Origin of the sequence: Thiogranum longum, assembly GCF_004339085.1 — a bacterium.
GTDB classification, from domain to species: Bacteria; Pseudomonadota; Gammaproteobacteria; order DSM-19610; family DSM-19610; genus Thiogranum; species Thiogranum longum.
In genome coordinates this window covers 1853177-1871887 of record NZ_SMFX01000001.1, presented here as the reverse complement: position 1 = coordinate 1871887, position 18711 = coordinate 1853177, and the positions used below count along the sequence as shown (strand labels likewise).

Annotated in this window: 15 protein-coding genes; 8 read left to right on the top strand and 7 right to left on the bottom strand. The window is 57.2% G+C overall.

Going from position 1 to position 18711, the window contains the following annotated elements; genetic code table 11:
- Positions 1 to 282 precede the first annotated feature (282 nt).
- From DFR30_RS09220 to pnp, 8 genes are all read left to right on the top strand, one after another.
- Complete coding sequence (locus DFR30_RS09220; RefSeq protein ID WP_132972544.1) at positions 283 to 1389, top strand: alkene reductase; 1107 nt, start codon at positions 283 to 285, stop codon at positions 1387 to 1389.
- Between the two features lie 139 nt (positions 1390 to 1528).
- Positions 1529 to 2005: a ribosome maturation factor RimP gene (gene rimP, locus DFR30_RS09215; protein ID WP_132972542.1), complete on the top strand. Its 477-nt coding sequence runs from the start codon at positions 1529 to 1531 to the stop codon at positions 2003 to 2005.
- Complete coding sequence (gene nusA, locus DFR30_RS09210; RefSeq protein ID WP_132972540.1) at positions 2005 to 3537, top strand: transcription termination factor NusA; 1533 nt, start codon at positions 2005 to 2007, stop codon at positions 3535 to 3537. The genes rimP and nusA overlap by 1 nt, the downstream gene beginning before the upstream one ends.
- A 21-nt stretch (positions 3538 to 3558) precedes the next feature.
- Positions 3559 to 6102, top strand: a complete 2544-nt coding sequence (infB, locus tag DFR30_RS09205) for a translation initiation factor IF-2 (RefSeq protein WP_132972538.1) — start codon at positions 3559 to 3561, stop codon at positions 6100 to 6102.
- A 48-nt stretch (positions 6103 to 6150) separates the two neighbouring features.
- A complete protein-coding gene (gene rbfA / locus DFR30_RS09200; protein ID WP_132972536.1) occupies positions 6151 to 6540 on the top strand; it encodes a 30S ribosome-binding factor RbfA in 390 nt (129 codons plus the stop codon).
- 14 nt (positions 6541 to 6554) lie between these two features.
- Positions 6555 to 7472 (top strand): tRNA pseudouridine(55) synthase TruB, encoded by a 918-nt coding sequence (truB, locus tag DFR30_RS09195; RefSeq protein ID WP_132972533.1) that lies wholly within the window; start codon positions 6555 to 6557, stop codon positions 7470 to 7472.
- A 96-nt stretch (positions 7473 to 7568) separates the two neighbouring features.
- On the top strand, positions 7569 to 7838 hold the full coding sequence (gene rpsO, locus DFR30_RS09190; protein ID WP_132972531.1) for a 30S ribosomal protein S15: 270 nt from the start codon (positions 7569 to 7571) through the stop codon (positions 7836 to 7838).
- 57 nt (positions 7839 to 7895) lie between these two features.
- Entirely contained in the window at positions 7896 to 9974 is a 2079-nt protein-coding gene (pnp, locus tag DFR30_RS09185; protein ID WP_132972528.1) for a polyribonucleotide nucleotidyltransferase, read from the top strand.
- Between the two features lie 75 nt (positions 9975 to 10049).
- Here the strand turns inward: pnp and DFR30_RS09180 are convergent, their stop codons facing one another.
- The 7 genes from DFR30_RS09180 to gluQRS form a co-directional block, all read right to left on the bottom strand.
- Positions 10050 to 11420, bottom strand: a complete 1371-nt coding sequence (locus DFR30_RS09180) for a WD40 repeat domain-containing protein (protein WP_132972526.1) — start codon at positions 11418 to 11420, stop codon at positions 10050 to 10052.
- Positions 11421 to 11801: 381 nt separating this feature from the next.
- A complete protein-coding gene (locus tag DFR30_RS09175) occupies positions 11802 to 12767 on the bottom strand; it encodes a hydrolase (protein WP_132972524.1) in 966 nt (321 codons plus the stop codon).
- Between the two features lie 5 nt (positions 12768 to 12772).
- Entirely contained in the window at positions 12773 to 13567 is a 795-nt protein-coding gene (locus DFR30_RS09170) for a response regulator transcription factor (RefSeq protein ID WP_132972522.1), read from the bottom strand.
- A complete protein-coding gene (gene acs / locus DFR30_RS09165) occupies positions 13564 to 15501 on the bottom strand; it encodes an acetate--CoA ligase (RefSeq protein WP_132972520.1) in 1938 nt (645 codons plus the stop codon). The genes DFR30_RS09170 and acs overlap by 4 nt, the downstream gene beginning before the upstream one ends.
- A 114-nt stretch (positions 15502 to 15615) precedes the next feature.
- Positions 15616 to 16866 (bottom strand): sensor histidine kinase, encoded by a 1251-nt coding sequence (locus DFR30_RS09160; protein ID WP_132972518.1) that lies wholly within the window; start codon positions 16864 to 16866, stop codon positions 15616 to 15618.
- Positions 16863 to 17720 (bottom strand): phosphate/phosphite/phosphonate ABC transporter substrate-binding protein, encoded by an 858-nt coding sequence (gene phnD / locus DFR30_RS09155; RefSeq protein WP_132972516.1) that lies wholly within the window; start codon positions 17718 to 17720, stop codon positions 16863 to 16865. Before phnD ends, DFR30_RS09160 begins: the two co-directional genes overlap by 4 nt.
- Positions 17721 to 17788: 68 nt before the next feature.
- Positions 17789 to 18679: a tRNA glutamyl-Q(34) synthetase GluQRS gene (gene gluQRS / locus DFR30_RS09150; RefSeq protein WP_132972514.1), complete on the bottom strand. Its 891-nt coding sequence runs from the start codon at positions 18677 to 18679 to the stop codon at positions 17789 to 17791.
- Between the last annotated feature and the right edge of the window lie 32 nt (positions 18680 to 18711).

Here is an 18711-nt window from a genome sequence, read left to right as displayed (position 1 = left end):
ACTGATACTGGCTACTACGATCGATTTTTATTGCCGGTGCAAATACCCGGAGGGTCGCACCTTGCGTAGCGGGGGTGGTATCTTAGCGAATCTTTCAGGGGAAGTCAGAGAGGTTAAGTGACGCGGATTCCATAGTGGATTAAGAATATCCTCTAACATACAGTTATTTATTATAAAAATAATTGATTTGCGTTGATGTATTGCGAATAACCCTGGTGAAGCACTGAACCGCGCAAGCTGATGGATCAGGACTTTATATATTCCATGACAAGGAACGACATCATGCCTGCAAATACCGTATCGAAGACAAACCTGTTCACGCCGCTGGCGCTGGGTGACATGACCTTGCCCAACCGCATAGTGATGGCGCCGCTGACGCGTAATCGTGCGGGCGAGGGAAATGTGCCCACTGATCTGAATGCGCTGTACTACAGACAGCGTGCCAGCGCAGGACTGATAATTACCGAGGCGAGTCAGGTCTCGCCGCAGGGTGTGGGTTATCCCGCGACACCCGGCATACACACGAATGAACAGGTTGCCGGTTGGCGCAAGGTCACAGAAGCGGTACATGCCGAAGGTGGACGTATTTTTATTCAGCTCTGGCATGTCGGGCGTATATCACACCCTTCGCTGTTGCCCGGAAATGAACGGCCGGTCGCGCCTTCGGCTATTCGTCCCGAGGGTGATGCAATAACCTGCGAAGGCATGCAGCCTTTCGTGACGCCACGTGCCCTGGAGCTCGAGGAAATACCGGATGTGATTGCCGACTATGCCGCTGCCGCACAGCATGCAAAGGACGCGGGGTTCGATGGGGCGGAGATACACGCGGCGAACGGGTATCTGCTGGACGAGTTTCTGCGCGATGGCACGAATAAACGCACCGATGCCTATGGCGGAAGTATTGAAAACAGGATGCGACTGCTGGATGAGGTTGTTACCGCAGTGAGTGATGTATGGCCGACCCATCGTATCGGTGTGCGGCTTTCGCCCGAGAACCGCTTTAATGACATCAGTGATTCGCAGCCGCAAGTAACATTTAACGCCGTCGCAGAAATGTTGCGCGGGCACAGGCTCGCTTACCTGCACGTGCTTGAAGGCGACATGATGAGTGGAGAACGACACGTGAACTATGTCGAGCTCAGGCACACATTCGCTGGCATCTACATGGCCAACAACAACTACGACCAGGCCAGGGCCGAGCAGGCGCTACAGCGGGGCGACGCTGACCTGATCGCTTTTGGCCGGCTGTTTCTGGCCAACCCCGATTTGCCTGAACGCTTCGCCCGCGGCGCCCGGCTGAACGAGCCGAACCCGGAAACCTTCTACGGAGGGGCTGAGGAGGGATACACGGATTACCCCTTCTTGCAGCAAAAACCCGGGCAGGCATAATCGAAGGAGCGGGGTGGGTACATTTTCCGAAAGCCTTCTGATACAATAGCGGAGATGTCTCCCGGGGTCGGCGGTAAATTGACGGTTTCCGGGTTTTGGAGTGGGCCATTGGCCCATTTTTTGTTTGTGGTGGAAATGTATGCCGCGAGAATCTGCGGAACTCCGCGCGCTCCTGGAGCCGGCGGTGACAGCACTGGGATTTGAACTGGTCGGGGTGGAGTTTATCCGCGCCAAACAGGGTGTGCTGCGAGTTTACATTGACAGCGAGCAGGGCATTACGGTGGAAGACTGCAGGAAGGTCAGCCACCAGGTGAGCGGTATCCTGGATGTTGAGGACCCGATCCGCGGGCAGTACGCACTGGAAGTGTCGTCGCCCGGTCTGGACCGGCCGCTGTACCAGCTGAAAGATTTTGAGCGTTTCGCCGGGCATGAAATCAGCGTGCAGCTAACGGCTGCCGTGAACGGCCGGCGTAAATTCCAGGGCACCCTGATAGGCCTGAGAGATGGCCATGTCGTGGTGCAGCTGGGTGAGGAAGAACTTGTGGTGGCGCCGGATGAAATAGACCGGGCGCGACTGGTTCCCGATTTTGATTCGCATCGTGCGGAGGGTGCGTAATGAGTAAAGAAATTCTTTTGGTCGTAGATGCTGTTGCCAACGAGAAGGGTATCAACAAAGAGATCATCTTTGGCGCGATCGAGGCTGCACTGGCATCGGCGACCAAAAAATGCCACGAGGGAGACATCGAGGCGCGCGTCGAAATAGACCGCGAGACCGGTGACTACAAGACCTTCCGACGTTGGGAAGTGGTCGAGGAACATCCTGACACCGAAGCGGGTGAAGACGACGAAGAAGGTGGCTTCCGCTATCCCAGCCGCCAGATCCTGCTGGAAGAGGCGCGCAAGCAGAACCCGGATATCCAGGTCGGTGACTACATCGAGGAAGAGATCGAATCTATTGATTTCGGCCGTATCGGTGCGCAGACCGCCAAGCAGGTTATCGTGCAGAAGGTTCGCGAAGCCGAGCGTGCCCAGGTGGTTGATGCCTACCAGGATCGTGTTGGCGAACTGGTGACCGGTATCGTCAAGCGTGTGGAACGCGGCAATGTCTACCTGGACCTGGGGGCTAACGCCGAGGCTATTATCTACCGCGAGGAAATGATCCCGCGCGAGGCTGTGCGCCCCGGTGACCGCCTGCGCGGCTACCTCAAGGAAGTGCGCAGCGAGCAGCGCGGACCGCAGCTGTTCGTCAGTCGCGTGGCACCGGAATTCCTGGTGGAGCTGTTCAAGCTGGAAGTGCCGGAGGTCGGCCAGGACCTGATCGAGATTCTCGGCGCTGCCCGTGACCCGGGCATGCGCGCCAAGATTGCGGTGAAATCCAACGACCCGCGCATTGACCCGGTCGGTGCCTGTGTCGGCATGCGTGGATCACGCGTGCAGACCGTATCCACCGAACTCGCCGGTGAACGCGTCGACATCATTCTTTGGGATGAGAACCCGGCGCAGTTTGTTATCAACGCCATGTCACCGGCTGAAGTCGTGTCGATTGTGGTCGACGAAGACAAGCACAGCATGGATGTGGCAGTAGCCAACGACCAGCTGTCGCAGGCCATCGGGCGTGGCGGCCAGAACGTGCGCCTGGCCAGCCAGCTGACCGGCTGGGAACTGAACGTGATGGACGAACAGCAGGCTGCCGAGAAGTCCGAGGAAGAAATGAAGGTTCTCACCAACCTGTTCAAGGAAGACCTGGATGTCGACGAGGAAGTCGCTGTAATCCTGGTGCAGGAAGGTTTCTCAACGGTCGAGGAAATTGCCTACGTACCCAACAGCGAGCTGTTGCAGATCGAGGAATTCGAGGAAGATATCGTCGAAGAGTTGCGCGGACGCGCCCGCGATGTGCTGCTGACACGTGCCATTGCCAGTGAGGAAAACCTTGGTGGCAGTCGTCCGGCAGATGATCTGCTGGAGATGGAAGGCATGGACGAAGACCTGGCCTTCACGCTGGCAGGGAAAGGCATAGTGACGATGGAAGACCTGGCGGAACAGGCTATTGATGACCTGATGGATATCGATGGCATGGACGAGGAGCGCGCGGGTAAACTGATTATGACGGCGCGTGCGCCCTGGTTTGCAGAAGAAGAACAAGGGTAACCGTCGAGGAGACGCCTTACGATGAGCGACGTTACAGTACGACAATTTGCTGATGTAGTCGGCTTGCCGGTGGACCGCCTGCTGGCGCAGCTGGGCGAGGCCGGCATGCAGATCAGTGATGCGGATGAAACAATCTCCGACAAGGAGAAGATGCAGTTACTCAGCTATCTGCGTAAGAGCCATGGCAGAACTGAAGCCCCCACCGAGACACAGCCGAAAAAAGTGACGCTGCGTCGCAAGATGCACACGGAGCTGAAAACCGGCTCATCCGGTCGCGGCGCAACAGCCAAGACGGTCAGCGTCGAAGTTCGCAAGAAGCGCACTTACGTCAAGCGTGCCGAACTGGTTGCCGAAGAAGAAGACCGGCTCAAGCAGGAGGCCGAGGAAAAGGCGCGCCTGCTGGCCGAACGTGAAGCCAAGATCCAGGCCGAGAAAGACGCCCTGCGCCGTGCCGAGGAAGAGGCTGAACGCAAGGTGGAAGAAGAGCGCAAGCAGAGCGAGGAAGTCCTGCGCCTGAAAGAAGAGGAAGAAGCGCGCAAGGTAAAAGAAGCGGAAAGCAAGGTTTCGGATGAAGCCCAGGCACAGGCGCGCGCCGAGCAGGAAGCGCGCCAGCAAAAAACCGAAAAAGAGCGCAAGACGCGCCACCGCGAGCCAGTTGCCGATCAGCCGACCAAGTATGGCCGCAAGGAATTGCACGTTGCCAAGGGCAAGGGCGGGCGTCGTAAAAAACCCAGTGGACGTCGTTCAGGTGTTGCCGTCAAGTCATCCGGCGAGCATGGCTTCGAGCGACCGACTGCACCGGTTGTACGCGAAGTGGAGATTCCGGAAGCTATCTCCGTCGGTGACCTGGCGCAGAAACTTTCTATCAAGGCGACCGAGCTGATCAAGTCACTGATGAAGATGGGTGTCATGGCTACCATCAACCAGTCACTGGACCAGGATACGGCGGTTCTGCTGGTTGAAGAACTGGGCCATACCGCCAAACAGGTTTCCGAAAACGATCTGGAAATCGAGATCGAGCAGCAGGCCGCCGCCAAAGTGACGGGCGAGCAGGTGCCACGTCCGCCGGTTGTGACCATTATGGGTCACGTCGATCACGGCAAGACTTCATTGCTCGACTATATCCGCCGCACCCGCGTTGCCGCCGGCGAAGCGGGTGGTATCACCCAGCACATCGGTGCCTACCACGTCGAAACCGGCAAGGGTATGATCAGCTTCCTTGATACACCCGGACACGCGGCCTTCACTGCGATGCGTGCACGTGGTGCCAAAGTGACGGATCTCGTTATCCTGGTAGTGGCAGCCGACGATGGCGCCATGCCGCAGACCATCGAAGCGGTTGAACACAGCAAGGCGGCCGGTGTGCCGGTGGTTGTCGCCATCAACAAGATCGACAAGCCGGACGCGGATCCCGAACGGGTAAAAACCGAACTGTCACAAAAGGGCGTCATTCCGGAAGACTGGGGTGGTGATACCCAGTTCATCGAAGTGTCTGCCAAAACCGGGCAGGGCGTTGATGAACTGCTCGACGCCGTGTTGCTGCAGGCCGAACTGCTGGAACTGAAGGCTGTTGTGGACTGCCCTGCACAGGGTGTTGTGATCGAGTCAGCCCTCGACAAGGGCCGTGGCCCGGTAGCGACAATCCTGGTGCAGAACGGCGTACTGAAAAAAGGCGACACACTGGTGACCGGTCACGAGATCGGGCGCGTACGTGCCATGTTTGATGAGTCCGGCAAGCCGATTGAATCGGCCGGACCGTCCATGCCGGCAGTGGTGCTGGGTCTGTCCGGAACACCGGCGGCGGGCGAAGACGCGCAGGTTATCAATGACGAGCGCAAGGCACGCGAGCTGGCCGAATTCCGTCAGCAGAAACAGCGCGAAGTGAAACTGTCCCGTCAGCACCAGTCCAGACTGGAAGACGTGTTCAGCAACATGGGCAAGGGCGTGAAACAGACGCTCAATATCGTGCTCAAGGCGGACGTGCAGGGCAGTGTCGAAGCATTACGTGAAGCCTTGACCCGCATTGTGACCGATGAAGTCACGGTCAACGTGGTGTCCTCGGGTGTCGGTGGTATCACCGAAACCGACGCCAACCTGGCGCTGGCATCCAATGCCATTCTGATCGGCTTTAACGTGCGTGCCGATGCCTCGGCGCGACGCATTGTCGAAGAAAACGAAATCGATTTGCATTATTACAGTGTTATCTACGATGCCATTGACCATGTCAAGGCGGCTGTCTCCGGTATGTTGTCACCGGAAGTCACCGAAGAGATCATCGGTCTCGCCGAGGTGCGCGATGTATTCCGGGCACCAAAGATCGGTGCGATTGCCGGCTGTATGGTGACCGAAGGCGTGGTGCGTCGTAATGCCCCTATCCGGGTATTGCGCGACAATGTGGTTATTTATGAAGGCGAGCTGGAATCGCTGCGTCGTTTCAAGGACGACGTCAACGAGGTGCGCAGCGGTACCGAATGCGGTATCGGCGTGAAGGGCTACAATGACGTCAAGCCCGGCGACCAGATCGAAGTCTTCGAACGGACAGAGAGGGCGCGTACGGTCGAATAATCCGGCCGTTGAGATCGCGCCGGTTTCCGGTAGCGACGGTGAGTTGTCATGCCCAGAGATTTTCCCAGAACGCGCCGTGTTGGCGAGCAGATTCAGCGCGAACTCGCGACTCTGATTCGTGACGAAGTGCGCGATCCGCGCGTTGGCCTGGTCAGCGTGTCGGCTGTTGAGGTTTCGCGTGATCTGTCTCATGCCAAAGTCTACGTCTCGACCCTGGGCGAGCAGGAAGAAATCACCGAACTGCTGAAAGCGCTGGAAGGTGCGGCGGGCTTCCTGCGCCACCTGCTGGGGCAGACACTCAAGATGCGGCATGTACCGCAACTCCATTTCAAACAGGATCATTCCCTTCAGGAAGGGGCCCGTCTGAGCGCGTTGATCGATTCTGTCGTGAAGGCAGATGCGAAACCCGACGACGATACCGATCCTGATAACAACTGAGGATTTTACCGATTATGGGTCGACGCCGCGTACGAGGCCGGGATGTAAATGGCATTTTGTTGCTGGATAAACCGTCGGGGATAACCTCCAACGACGCCCTGCAACAGGTCAAACGCCTGTATTTTGCCAAAAAGGCCGGTCATACCGGCAGTCTGGACCCACTCGCGTCCGGTGTGTTGCCTGTCTGTATGGGCGAGGCCACCAAGGTATCCGCATTCCTGCTGGATGCCGACAAACGCTATGAAGTGCGCTGCCAGCTGGGCGTGAAGACCACCACGGCGGATGCGGAAGGTGAAGTGGTCAGCACCCGCCCGGTGGAAAACTACAGCGATGCACAGATTGAATCGGTGCTGGAGCAATTCCGTGGCGCCATCGAACAGATCCCGCCCATGTACTCGGCGCTCAAGCACGAAGGTCAGCGACTCTACAAACTGGCCCGCCAGGGTGTCGAGGTGGAGCGCGACCCGCGCCCCGTGGATATCCACGAACTCACCCTGACCGGGCGCGGCGACGATTGGCTGGATATTTCGGTACATTGCTCGAAAGGCACCTATGTCCGTACATTGGTAGAGGATATTGGCGAGAGGCTTGGCTGTGGTGCACACGTGTCGGCACTGCGGCGCACGGCCGTTGGCCCGTATGGTGATGAAAATCTCGTCACCCTGGAGCAGCTTGAAGCGGTCAAGGAAGAAGATAAACGTGCCACTGATGACCTGCTGCTACCCATTGAAACTGCGCTAACTCAATGGCCAAACGTGAATTTATCCGCTGATGCAGCGTTCTACCTGCGCCAGGGGCAGGCCGTTCTGGTGCCGCGCGCACCGACCAGCGGCTGGGTGCGACTGTACGAGGGCGAGCATACCTTCCTCGGCATGGGCGAAATTCTCGACGACGGCCGGGTCGCCCCGCGCCGGATGATGAAAGGTGCCTAAGCTATTGAGCGAACAGGCCTGTACAGGTAAACTACCCGGCTTGCGTCTGGCCTGTTCGCTGGATGCAACAATACGACTTACATTTTGGAGCAAAGCATGGCTTTATCAACCGAACAGAAACAACAGATTGTCACTGATTACCAGCGCGCGCAGGGCGACACCGGTTCCCCCGAAGTACAGGTCGCGCTGCTGACCGCAAACATCCAGGAACTGACATCACACTTCCAGGAACACAAGCATGACCACCATTCCCGCCAGGGTCTGTTACGCATGGTCAGCAACCGCCGTAAATTGCTCGATTACCTCAAGGGCAAGGACGTCAGCCGTTACCAGGACCTGATTGGTCGCCTGGGTCTGCGTCGCTAATACCTCTTCGATATTGCATTCAATCAACAGCTGTAGCCACCAGTTAAGGACTTGCCAGTGAATCCGATCAAGAAATCGTTCCAGTACGGCGACCAGACCGTGACCTTCGAAACCGGCGAGATCGCCCGACAGGCCAATGGCGCTGTCATGGTCAGCATGGGAGAGACCGTCGTCTTTGTCACCGTGGTAGGGTTAAAACGCGGTTCGGAAGGCCGGGACTTTTTCCCGCTGACGGTGGATTACCAGGAACGCACTTACGCCGCCGGGCAGATACCAGGCGGCTTTTTTCGTCGTGAAGGACGCCCGAGTGAAAACGAGACACTGCTGTGTCGCCTGATCGATCGTCCGATTCGCCCGCTGTTCCCGAAAGGTTTCACCAACGAAGTACAGATCATCGCTACCGTGATGTCACTCGACCCGGATATTGATCCTGATATTCCTGCACTGCTGGGTGCTTCTGCGGCCTGCTCGATTTCCGGTTTGCCGTTCAGTGGACCGGTTGGTGCAGCCCGTGTCGGCTACATCGATGGCGAGTATGTCCTGAACCCGACACGCAGTCAGCTGGAAGATTCCCGGCTGGACCTGGTCGTGGCCGGTACTTCAAAGGCCGTGCTGATGGTTGAATCCGAAGCGAAGGAATTGCCGGAAGATGTCATGCTCGGATCCGTTGTATACGGACACGAGCAGATGCAGGCCGCCATCAACGCTATCAGCGAACTGGCTGCCGAAGTCAACACACCGGCCTGGGACTGGACTGCACCGGAACCGAACGAAACATTGGCCAAAGCCGTTGCCGAAGCCAGTGAAGCGGCATTTGGCGAAGCCTACCAGATTGCCGACAAGCAGGACCGCTACGCGCGACTGGATGCCATTCGCAGCGAAACCATCGACAAGCTCGCCAGTGATGACGCGAGTGGCTTCAGCGCCGAGGATATCCGCGGTGCAATGGACAAGCTGGAAAAACGTATCGTCCGCAGCCGTATTATCGAAGGCAATCCGCGCATTGACGGACGCGACACCAAAACCGTCCGTCCGATTACCGTTCGCACCGGTGTATTGCCGCGCGTTCACGGTTCCGCCCTGTTTACCCGTGGCGAGACCCAGGCGCTGGTGGTTACCACGCTCGGTACAGAGCGCGATGCGCAGATTATCGATTCCCTGCAGGGTTCATATCGCGAGCACTTCATGCTGCACTACAACTTCCCGCCTTACTGTGTCGGCGAGACAGGTCGTGTCGGCAGTCCCAAGCGCCGCGAAATCGGCCATGGCCGCCTTGCCAAGCGTGGCATGCTGGCCGTCATGCCGTCAGTCGAGGAATTCCCCTACACCATTCGTGTCGTGTCCGAGATTACAGAGTCCAACGGTTCCAGCTCCATGGCCAGCGTCTGCGGCAGCAGCCTGTCCATGATGGACGCCGGCGTGCCGTTGAAAGCACCGGTGGCCGGTGTTGCCATGGGTCTGATCAAGGAAGGCGAAGACTTCGCCGTGCTGACCGACATCATGGGTGACGAAGATCATCTCGGCGACATGGATTTCAAGGTGGCCGGTACAGAAGCGGGTGTGAATGCCCTGCAGATGGACATCAAGATTGACGGTATCACCAAAGAGATCATGGAACAGGCGCTGGCCCAGGCACAGGAAGCACGCCTGCACATTCTCAAGGAAATGAACGCCGCCATCGATACGCCGCGTGAAGAGATGTCAGCCTATGCACCGCGTTACATTACCATGAAGATCAACCCGGATCGCATCCGCGACGTCATCGGCAAGGGCGGCGCAACCATCCGCATGCTGACCGAGGAAACCGGTGCCAGCGTTGATATCGACGATACCGGCACCGTCAAGATTGCTTCCGTGGACCACGCCGCCGGTGAAGAGTGCAAGCGTCGTATTGAACAGCTCACCGCCGATGTCGAAGTCGGGCACGTGTATGAAGGCAAGGTTGCCAAGCTGATGGACTTCGGTGCTTTCGTGACCATCCTGCCAGGCAAGGACGGGCTGGTACACATCTCCCAGATCAGTGACGAGCGTGTCGAGAAGGTCAGCGACAAGCTGTCAGAGGGTGACACCATCCAGGTCAAGGTGCTGGAAGTCGACAAACAGGGCCGTATACGCCTCAGTATGAAGGCGGTATAAAAAAAGGGCCGTAAGGCCCTTTTTTTATGGATACCGGCTTTCGCCGGTATGACAGTAAGCCAGTTCAACAGTGAGCTAGTTCAACAGCAAGCTGTCCTTTGAGCTGTCCAGCATGCTGTACAGGTTATCCAGGCCATCGTCATACTCGACCTGCATGAGGCCGTTATCAGACTTCTTGCCGAGGTTCTGCTTGTTCCAGACCAGTTTACCGGTCTGCGAGTCATACACGCGTAGCAGACCACCCTTGCAGCCTACAGCGACGCGCTGGCTGTCCGGGGAAATATCCGTGACACAACGCTTGCCTTCGGTCATGGACTCGGTAATTTCAAGCTCGGTGCGTTCACCGGTAGTGGTGCTCAGCAACACAACCTTGTCCGCCTTGCCGTAAGAGTGGGGCAGGCCGTCGTCACCGAAGGTAATCAATGAACGCTTCGGCATGACAATGGCGAAAAACTTCAGGTCGGGTGAAACACGAACACTGGAAATACGGCGTGGCTTCTTGGCGTCGCCGCTGGCCCATTTCAGGGTGTGTTCCTTGCCGCTTTCGATGTCGTATACATTGCGCAGCGAGATCAGTTGTTTGCCATCCTTGCTGAATTGCAGGGAGCTGAACTGGCGCGGAATCATGAAATCACTGCCCGAGTAGGTTTCGACAACATGACGTTTGTCGCTGTCGGTATCGATGACAGCGAACTGGTCACGGCCGACGAATGCCACGCGGTTACCGGCATCGGTAATACCCAGCGCGTAGACGCCTGCATCGATATGTTCGATGGTGCGGGTGATGGTGAATTTTTCCAGATCCATCACGTGTAAATCGGAATTGTATTCAAAGGCGACCTGCTGGTCCTTGTCGTTGGTGCGTGCCGTACAGGTATTCACCACGATGGCGGCGAACTTGCCGTTATTGGAAGGCACAATCGGCCCGACATAATCATGGAAACCGGTCTTGGGGTCGCAGTTACCGTTCTTGGCATTGATCTTTGACAGTTCAATACGGGCCGGCTGCTTGCCCGAGAAATCCATGTAGCCACCGATGAAGCCAGGCAGCTGTGTTTTCTGGTTGTTATCCATAACACCCAGTGAACTCGGTATCACCAGCACCTTGCCGCTCGGGTAGGAACCCGTCATCACCACATCCTTGAAGTTGCTGATCCCCCAGCGGCGGTTGCCCACGCGGCCATACTGGCTACCGAACAGTGCATCCAGATCCTTGCGGTCACCCAGCGCCTCGACCAGTGCGCCACTCTTTGCATCCCAGATTTTTATACCACCGGTATGCTCGACCTTTTCGGCCAGCGTATAGCCTCCGGCACCACCTGTAATAAGATGTCTGCCATCTTCAGTGAAGTGGATCGAGTAAATATCAGCTTCGGATGCATGGCTTGCGCCTGACAGTAGCACCAGGCTCAGCGCGGTTGTCTTGATCAGGTTCGAACGTGTCATAGTGTGTTTAGCCTCAACAGGTCATCCTGGTCGTAGGGGACCGTAAAAGCGGCTCCCTGCAGGGTGTAGATTCTCAATTCTGTGCGCCAAGGTATTGACGAATCAGTCTGGGTGGAGTATCGGCATGACCCTACACAGCTTGAGGACAGTGTTGAGAAATTCTGTTGCTTAACCGCTTGTTATGTCTATTCCCGCATTAAAAATATCTATACTAGATTAGCCAAAACAACAGGATATGGATTGAAGCTAGAAATTATCTTGGGTATTGCCGATGCGCCTGTGCTGACAGGGTTCAGCGACAAACAGGAACAACACCGGCCTGAATCGAGAGAATAAGAATTTACTTATAGTGCACAGATATGGTGCAAGAATAGCGCTGGATCACTGACTTTCCCCGGCGATCAGGTAGGCTGCAACGCGCTGATCGAGCCAGTAATGCGGGCGCAGGGGCCATCGTCCGGAAACAAATCCTACATGACCGCCGCTGCGATAAAGTTCGAGTACTACGCCAGGACCCGTTTCGTCGCTGCGGGGAATGGCGTCGGGAGTCATGAACGGGTCATCCAGTGCGTGAATAATCAGCGTCGGTGTGGTGATGCGTGATACAAACTGTCGGCTGCTGGATTTTGTGTAGTAATCATCAACACCGTCAAAACCGTGCAGGCGTGCGGTGACTTCATTGTCGAACTGGCGGAATGTGGTGAGTTTCGACAGACGTGACATATCAATCGGCATGTCGACATGCTGTGCCTTGCGACGCAGTGAGTGCCTTAGCTTGCGCAGCAGGTAGGCCTGGTAGAGGCGCGACAACCCGCGCTCCAGCCGGGCTGCGGAATTGGCCAGGTCAAACGGTACCGATATCGCAACGGCGCGCTGTAGCTGCTGCTGTTGCGGGTTCTCGCCCAGCCATTTCAGTAATACATTCCCGCCCAGTGAGACACCGACGGTATACAGGTCGCGTTCGGGGTAGCGCTGCCTGATATGCTCAATAATCGTTTGCAGGTCGCCGGTTTCGCCTGAGTGGTAGCCACGTGGCAGCCGGTTGGGTTCACCGTTACAGCCGCGAAAGTACATCTGTACACACTGCAGTCCGGAACGATCCAGCGTCTCCAGAAAGCTGGAGGCGTAGTGTGAATCTAATGAGCCTTCCAGGCCATGCAGCAGGAGTACCAACGGCCCCGTCTGTTCGCGTGTCCAGTCCAGGTCGAGGAAATCGCCGTCGGTGAGTTCAAGTCGTTCGCGTTTCAGAGGCGGGGGTCTGCGAACACGGAACAGTGTCGGAAAGAGTGTCTGCAGGTGGGCGCCCGGTAGCCACCAGGCAGCCCGGAACCCGCCATCTGCCGGCATCCTGGTCAGGAGAGCAGTCGCTGAATGGCGCTGCGCAGTGTATCGACGTTGAACGGTTTGTCGAAAATGGCCGAAACCCCGCTTTGTTCCACACCGGCCAGCCTTGCCTTGTCGGTTTCAGAAGTCACCATCAGCACCGGCACGCTCTGTTGGCTGCTTTCACTGCGGATATAGGTGCTGAGTTCCCTTCCGTCCATCTCGGGCATGTTGTAGTCCGTGACAATCAGGTCGAAGAACTGGCTTTCGATAATGCCAATGGCCTGTTTGCCGTTTTCGGCTTCGCTGATTTTTTCGACACCGAGCTTCTCCAGCATACTGAGAATAATGCGCCGCGATGTGAAACTGTCATCAACCACCAGTACATTCAGTTCTTCCGGAGCAATGTTCTCCAGTTCCAGCGGTTCCGGTTCCAGAAAATCCAGCGCGTTGTACATGGCGGTACGAAGCTGTTCCTGGGTGCAGGGCTTGGGAAGGATGGCGATAACACCGGCCTGGCGTAGTGGTTCCAGATAATGGATATCCGTCTCGCTGGAGATCAGCATGAAGGCAACATCAATCAACTGGTCATCCTCACGCATGCGCAGAACCAGATCGGTGCCGGTCATATCGGGCAGGTGCATGGTACTGATCACAAGGTCAGGCGTGTTGGCCTGCATCAGTGCCAGCGCGGTATCACCATCCTGGGCCCAGCGAATGGCAGGCGTTCCCATCGCGGTGAGGTAGCCATCGATTATACGATGTTGCGTAGAGGAGGGTTCAACCAGCAGTACATCAAGTTGTTGTAATGAAAGCAGGCTCATTGATGGGCCCGGTTGGCGAGCAGTTCATCGACCACGCCCGGATCGGCGAGTGTGCTGGTGTCACCCAGGCTATCGATTTCATTGGCGGCAATCTTGCGCAGGATGCGGCGCATGATTTTTCCGGAACGGGTTTTGGGCAATGCCGGCGCCCACTGCAGGACATCAATGGTGGCGATAGGCCCGATTTCGTTACGAACCAGTTTGATCAGTTCGGTCTTGAGCGCGTCAGTCGGTTCAATACCCTTGACCAGGGTGACGTAGGCATAAATACCCTGGCCCTTGATGTCATGCGGGTAGCCGACCACGGCCGCCTCGGCAACGGCATCGTGCAACACCAGCGCACTTTCCAGTTCCGCCGTACCCAGGCGGTGCCCGGAGACGTTCAGTACGTCATCAACACGCCCGGTAATCCAGTAATAGCCGTCCTTGTCGCGGCGCGCACCGTCACCGCTGAAGTACATGCCGGGATAGGTTGAAAAGTACGTCTCCTTGAAGCGTTTATGGTCACCGTACACGGTGCGCATCATGGCCGGCCAGGGGCGCGTGATGACCAGGTTGCCTTCGGCCTCGCCTTCCAGCAGCTTGCCCTCGTTATCGACCAGCGCCGGCGCCACACCAAAAAACGGCACGGTTGCCGAACCGGGTTTGGTGGCAATTGCGCCGGGCAGGGGCGTAATCATGTGGCCACCGGTTTCAGTCTGCCACCAGGTATCGACAATCGGGCAGCGTCCGTCACCGACAACATGGTAGTACCATTCCCAGGCTTCCGGGTTGATCGGCTCACCGACTGTGCCAAGCAGGCGCAGGCTGCTGCGGCTGGTCTTCTTGACCGGGCCTTCGCCTTCTCGCATCAGCGCGCGTATGGCGGTTGGCGCAGTATAAAAAGTTGTGACCTGGTGCTTGTCGCACACCTGCCAGAAGCGCGAGGCATCCGGCCAGGTGGGAATACCTTCGAACATCAGCGTCTTTGCGCCATTCGCCAGCGGGCCATACACAATATAGGTATGGCCGGTAATCCAGCCAACGTCGGCGGTGCACCAGTAGGTTTCACCGTCCTGGTAGTCAAACACATACTGGTGTGTCATGGCGGCATACAACAGGTAGCCACCGGTGGTGTGCAGGACGCCCTTGGGTTTGCCGGTGGAGCCCGACGTATAAAGGATGAACAGCGGATCCTCGGCGGACATGTGTTCCGGCTCGCAGTTTGCATCGACGGTAGCGGCGATCTCATGCAGCCACACGTCACGTTCCTCGTGCCACTGGATGTGGCCGCCGGTACGACGTACCACAACCACCGTGTGCACATCCGGGCAACCTTCCAGCGCCTTGTCGGTGTGTGCCTTGAGCGCCACGGCCTTGCCGCCGCGAACACCTTCATCGGCGGTAATCACCACACGGCAGTCCGAGTCGAGAATGCGGTCCTTGATCGACTCCGCCGAGAAGCCACCGAACACTACCGAGTGCACCGCACCGATGCGCGCGCAGGCCAGCATGGCGTAGGCCGCTTCCGGGATCATCGGCATATAGATACATACCCGGTCGCCTTTTCTGACGCCACGCTTTTTCAGCACATTGGAGAAGCTGCAAACTTCACGGTGCAGCTCGTTGTAGGTAATGCACTTGTCCTGGGCCGGGTCGTCGCCCTCCCATACAATGGCTGTCTGGTCGCCACGCGTATCCAGGTGCCGGTCGATACAGTTATAGCTGGCGTTAAGCTCGGCGCCGCCAAACCACTCGATGCGGGGCTCGTTGAAGTCCCAGTCGAGCACCTTGTCCCAGGGCTTGTACCAGCTGATGAACGCTTCTGCCTGCTGACCCCAGAACCCGTCAGGATCGTCGATGGAGCGCTGGTACATGTCGCGGTACTGTGTTTCATTAATGTGTGCCTTGGCAGCAAAGGCGGGGGGTACCGGGTAGACCTTTTCCTCGGACATCCACAAACTCCTTCTGGTGGCTGGATAGGCAAGCCTGTATTGTTGTTCAGATTTGGCACATTGTACGGACAATCGGGAAGCAGTATCAATGCGCTTCGGGTGTGTGGGTGGATGTCAGCGACCCGGCTCCAGTGAGAAAGTAATCGTGCAGCCTTTACCAGGCGCTGCTTCGGCATGGATTTCGCCATTGTGCATTTGCACGACACGTCTGACACTGGCAAGGCCGATGCCCGTCCCTTCAAATTCCGTTGAGGTATGCAGTCGCTGGAAGGGCTCGAACAGCTTGTCGACATACTGCATATCAAACCCGGCACCGTTGTCGCGCACATAAAAATATTTTACGCCACGCTGCCTGCGCATCCCGACCTCAATCATCGGGTTTGCGGTATGTCGAGTATATTTCCAGGCGTTGTCTATCAGGTTGCCCAGTAGTTGTTCAACCAGCTTCGGATCCCCGCGAACCCGCATCCCGGGTTGTTCGCGGCAGGTGATCTCACGTTCTGCGTCCGCCTGCCGGTGTTGCTCGAGCAGGGCTGTCGCAATTGCGCTGATATCACAGTCAGCGGGTTTCACGGTCGCCTGTGAAAGGCGTGAGAGCTGTATCAGGTCATCGATCAGCGCACTCATGTGCTGGCCGGCATGGTGAATACGGTTCAAGTGATCGAGGTCTTCTTCGTCAAGTTTGCCAGCACTGTCTTCTTTTATAATCTGTGCAAAACTGATAATTGCCCTGAGTGGCGTACGCAGGTCATGCGCCAGGGTGTAGCTGTAGGCTTCGAGTTCGTTTTTGGCAAGTTTCAGTCTGTGAGCACTTTTTTCCAGTTGTTCTTCGGTGCGCAGATGTTCCTCGATTTCTTCATTCAGGGGGCGTAGCGCAATACGTCGCAGGACATAGCCCAGCATTACAATGAGTGCCAGGGAAAAAGCGATTAACTGGCTTAACAGAGTCAGTGTATATGCGCGAATATGGGACGTGTCGACAGTCAGGTGGATAGATGCAGATGCATTGTCACCGTAGTGGATGGTCTGGCTGAACTGCTTCCAGTGTTCCGGGTGTTCAGCCTTTTTGTAGCTGCCCAGTTCAAAGCCGTTGGCTGTGACGATGTCGATACTGCTGATGTGCGTACTGCTGGAGCCCCAGTTGAGCGCAGCGCTTTCGACAGAACTGTAGTCGCCGCGGGTCAGGTCCTCTGACACCAGGTTGGCAAAGATCCTGGCCTCATTCGACACGGAGGTTTCCAGTTCGGTGATATTGCGCTGGTAAACCTGGGAAATAATCAGGCCATCTGCAATGGCCATGAAGATGCCAAGAACAGCGATGAAGCCGATAATCGAGCGCCTTGTCCTGGACAGCTCTTCTGTCACCCGGAATCTCCGTCAGCACGTTTCAGGGTGCGCAGAATGTCGCGCAGTGTTTGATAATCGCTGTCTTTCACGCGAACCATGGCGGTCATGCCGGGCTTGATGGCTTCCATGATCTTGCGGCCATTCGCTGACTTGTCGAGAGCCAACAGCAGGTTGCCGATACGCTTGACCCTGCTGCGATCCATGCGCTTGCTGGCGACGAACAGGTGTTCCGCGATTTCCGGTGTGTAAGTGACGAGTTTCAGGCCTTTTGCCCGGTATTTCTTGTAGACGGCCTCTTTGACACCCCCGGCATCGAAATCACCGGAGAGCACACCGAGCGCCACATTGTTGTGCGAGCCGAGGAAACGGTAGGCTGCCAGGTCTTCGAGTCTGATGCCGGCCTGTAGCAGCATATAACGTGGTAGCAGGCTGCTCATAGTCGACTCCGGGTCGCCAAAGGCGAAGCGTTTTCCCTTCAGTTCAGCGAGTGAGCGGATGGTGCTGTCGCTGCGGGCAATGATCGCGCCACGAAAAGTGGCCTTGCCGTGTATCACCTGTTTTGCCAGCAAGGGTTTTTCGCCATACTTTTCCGTCAATGCAATGTACGAAGCCGGTCCCAGGTAGGCGATATCGAGACGGTCTTCGCCGATAGCCTGGATATGCGACTGGTAGTCCGGGCTGATGCGGATTTCCACCCGTCTTCCGAGTCCTTTTGACAGGTAGTCAGCCAGAGGTGTGAAAGCGGCGAGCAGACGGGAGGGCGTCTTGTAGGGGTGAATGCCCAGCAGGAGGGGCGTGTCGGCAACGGCGCATGGTAAACCGGTGACCAGCAGTACACCGCAAAATACTAAAACAAACTGTGCAAACTTCATGGCCGCTGCTCCGGACAGACTGGAACGGAATGTTGTCTGGTCATTGTACGGATAATCTTCGTACCGCTTCAACGTGCTTCTATCGTCGCTACCCGCGGCAGCAGGTCAATGCGCCATATCCCGATGGCCCAGTGCAGAAAACTGGCCGGTGATTCCTGTTCCAGTTCGGCAGGCACCGTGTGACCCAGGAAGCGCAACGCACGCGCCAGTTGCCGTGTGGGTTGGTTGCGATCGAGCGGTGCGGCAAAGGTCTGTTTGCTGAGCTTGGCGCCATCCGCCTTCACCGCGACCGGCAGGTGCAGGTAAGCGGGGGTCGGCAGTCCGAGTTTTTGTTGCAGCCATATCTGGCGGCAGGTGGAATCCAGCAGGTCAGCCCCGCGCACGATATCGGTTACACCTTGCGCTGCATCATCGACCACCACGGCAAGCTGGTAGGCAAACAGACCGTCGGCGCGGTGCAGGATAAAATCACCGACCTGCGTTACAAGGTTTTCCTCCACGGGGCCTTGCAGACGATCCGTAAAATGGATCACGCTGTTATCGACGCGGGCGCGTACCGAGCGTGCCTCGCGGCCCTCCTGCAGGCCACTGCGGCAGGTGCCCGGGTAGATGCCGCCGGGCAGGTCGGCCTCGCGTATTTCCCGGCGCGTACAGGCGCAAGGGTAAGCCATGCCCTGTTCAATCAGTTGTTCAAGCGTGGCCTGGTAAGCGGCATGCCGCTGACTCTGGTACATCACCGCGCCGTCATGCCGCAACGCAAAGTCTTCCAGCGTTTGCAGGATGTCCTCTGCCGCGTCCGGCATTTCACGTGGCGGGTCGAGGTCTTCCATGCGTACCAGCCAGCGCCCGCCCTGTGCGCGCGCATCAAGATAACTGCCCAGTGCAGCGACCAGCGAGCCGAAATGCAGCGGTCCGGTAGGTGAGGGTGCAAAACGGCCAATGTAGGGGGTGTCCGGCATGAAGTGCATAGTACTTGGCCAGAGCCGGCCTT

What these genes read in the sequence shown, in the direction of transcription:
- rpsO (WP_132972531.1), top strand. Translation starts at nt 7,569, where the DNA reads ATGGCTTTATCAACCGAACAGAAACAACAGATTGTCACTGATTACCAG.
- DFR30_RS09170 (WP_132972522.1), bottom strand. Translation starts at nt 13,567, where the DNA reads ATGAGCCTGCTTTCATTACAACAACTTGATGTACTGCTGGTTGAACCC.
- rimP (WP_132972542.1), top strand. Translation starts at nt 1,529, where the DNA reads ATGCCGCGAGAATCTGCGGAACTCCGCGCGCTCCTGGAGCCGGCGGTG.
- acs (WP_132972520.1), bottom strand. Translation starts at nt 15,501, where the DNA reads ATGTCCGAGGAAAAGGTCTACCCGGTACCCCCCGCCTTTGCTGCCAAG.
- gluQRS (WP_132972514.1), bottom strand. Translation starts at nt 18,679, where the DNA reads ATGCCGGACACCCCCTACATTGGCCGTTTTGCACCCTCACCTACCGGA.
- infB (WP_132972538.1), top strand. Translation starts at nt 3,559, where the DNA reads ATGAGCGACGTTACAGTACGACAATTTGCTGATGTAGTCGGCTTGCCG.
- DFR30_RS09175 (WP_132972524.1), bottom strand. Translation starts at nt 12,767, where the DNA reads ATGCCGGCAGATGGCGGGTTCCGGGCTGCCTGGTGGCTACCGGGCGCC.
- truB (WP_132972533.1), top strand. Translation starts at nt 6,555, where the DNA reads ATGGGTCGACGCCGCGTACGAGGCCGGGATGTAAATGGCATTTTGTTG.
- phnD (WP_132972516.1), bottom strand. Translation starts at nt 17,720, where the DNA reads ATGAAGTTTGCACAGTTTGTTTTAGTATTTTGCGGTGTACTGCTGGTC.
- DFR30_RS09180 (WP_132972526.1), bottom strand. Translation starts at nt 11,420, where the DNA reads ATGACACGTTCGAACCTGATCAAGACAACCGCGCTGAGCCTGGTGCTA.
- nusA (WP_132972540.1), top strand. Translation starts at nt 2,005, where the DNA reads ATGAGTAAAGAAATTCTTTTGGTCGTAGATGCTGTTGCCAACGAGAAG.
- DFR30_RS09220 (WP_132972544.1), top strand. Translation starts at nt 283, where the DNA reads ATGCCTGCAAATACCGTATCGAAGACAAACCTGTTCACGCCGCTGGCG.
- rbfA (WP_132972536.1), top strand. Translation starts at nt 6,151, where the DNA reads ATGCCCAGAGATTTTCCCAGAACGCGCCGTGTTGGCGAGCAGATTCAG.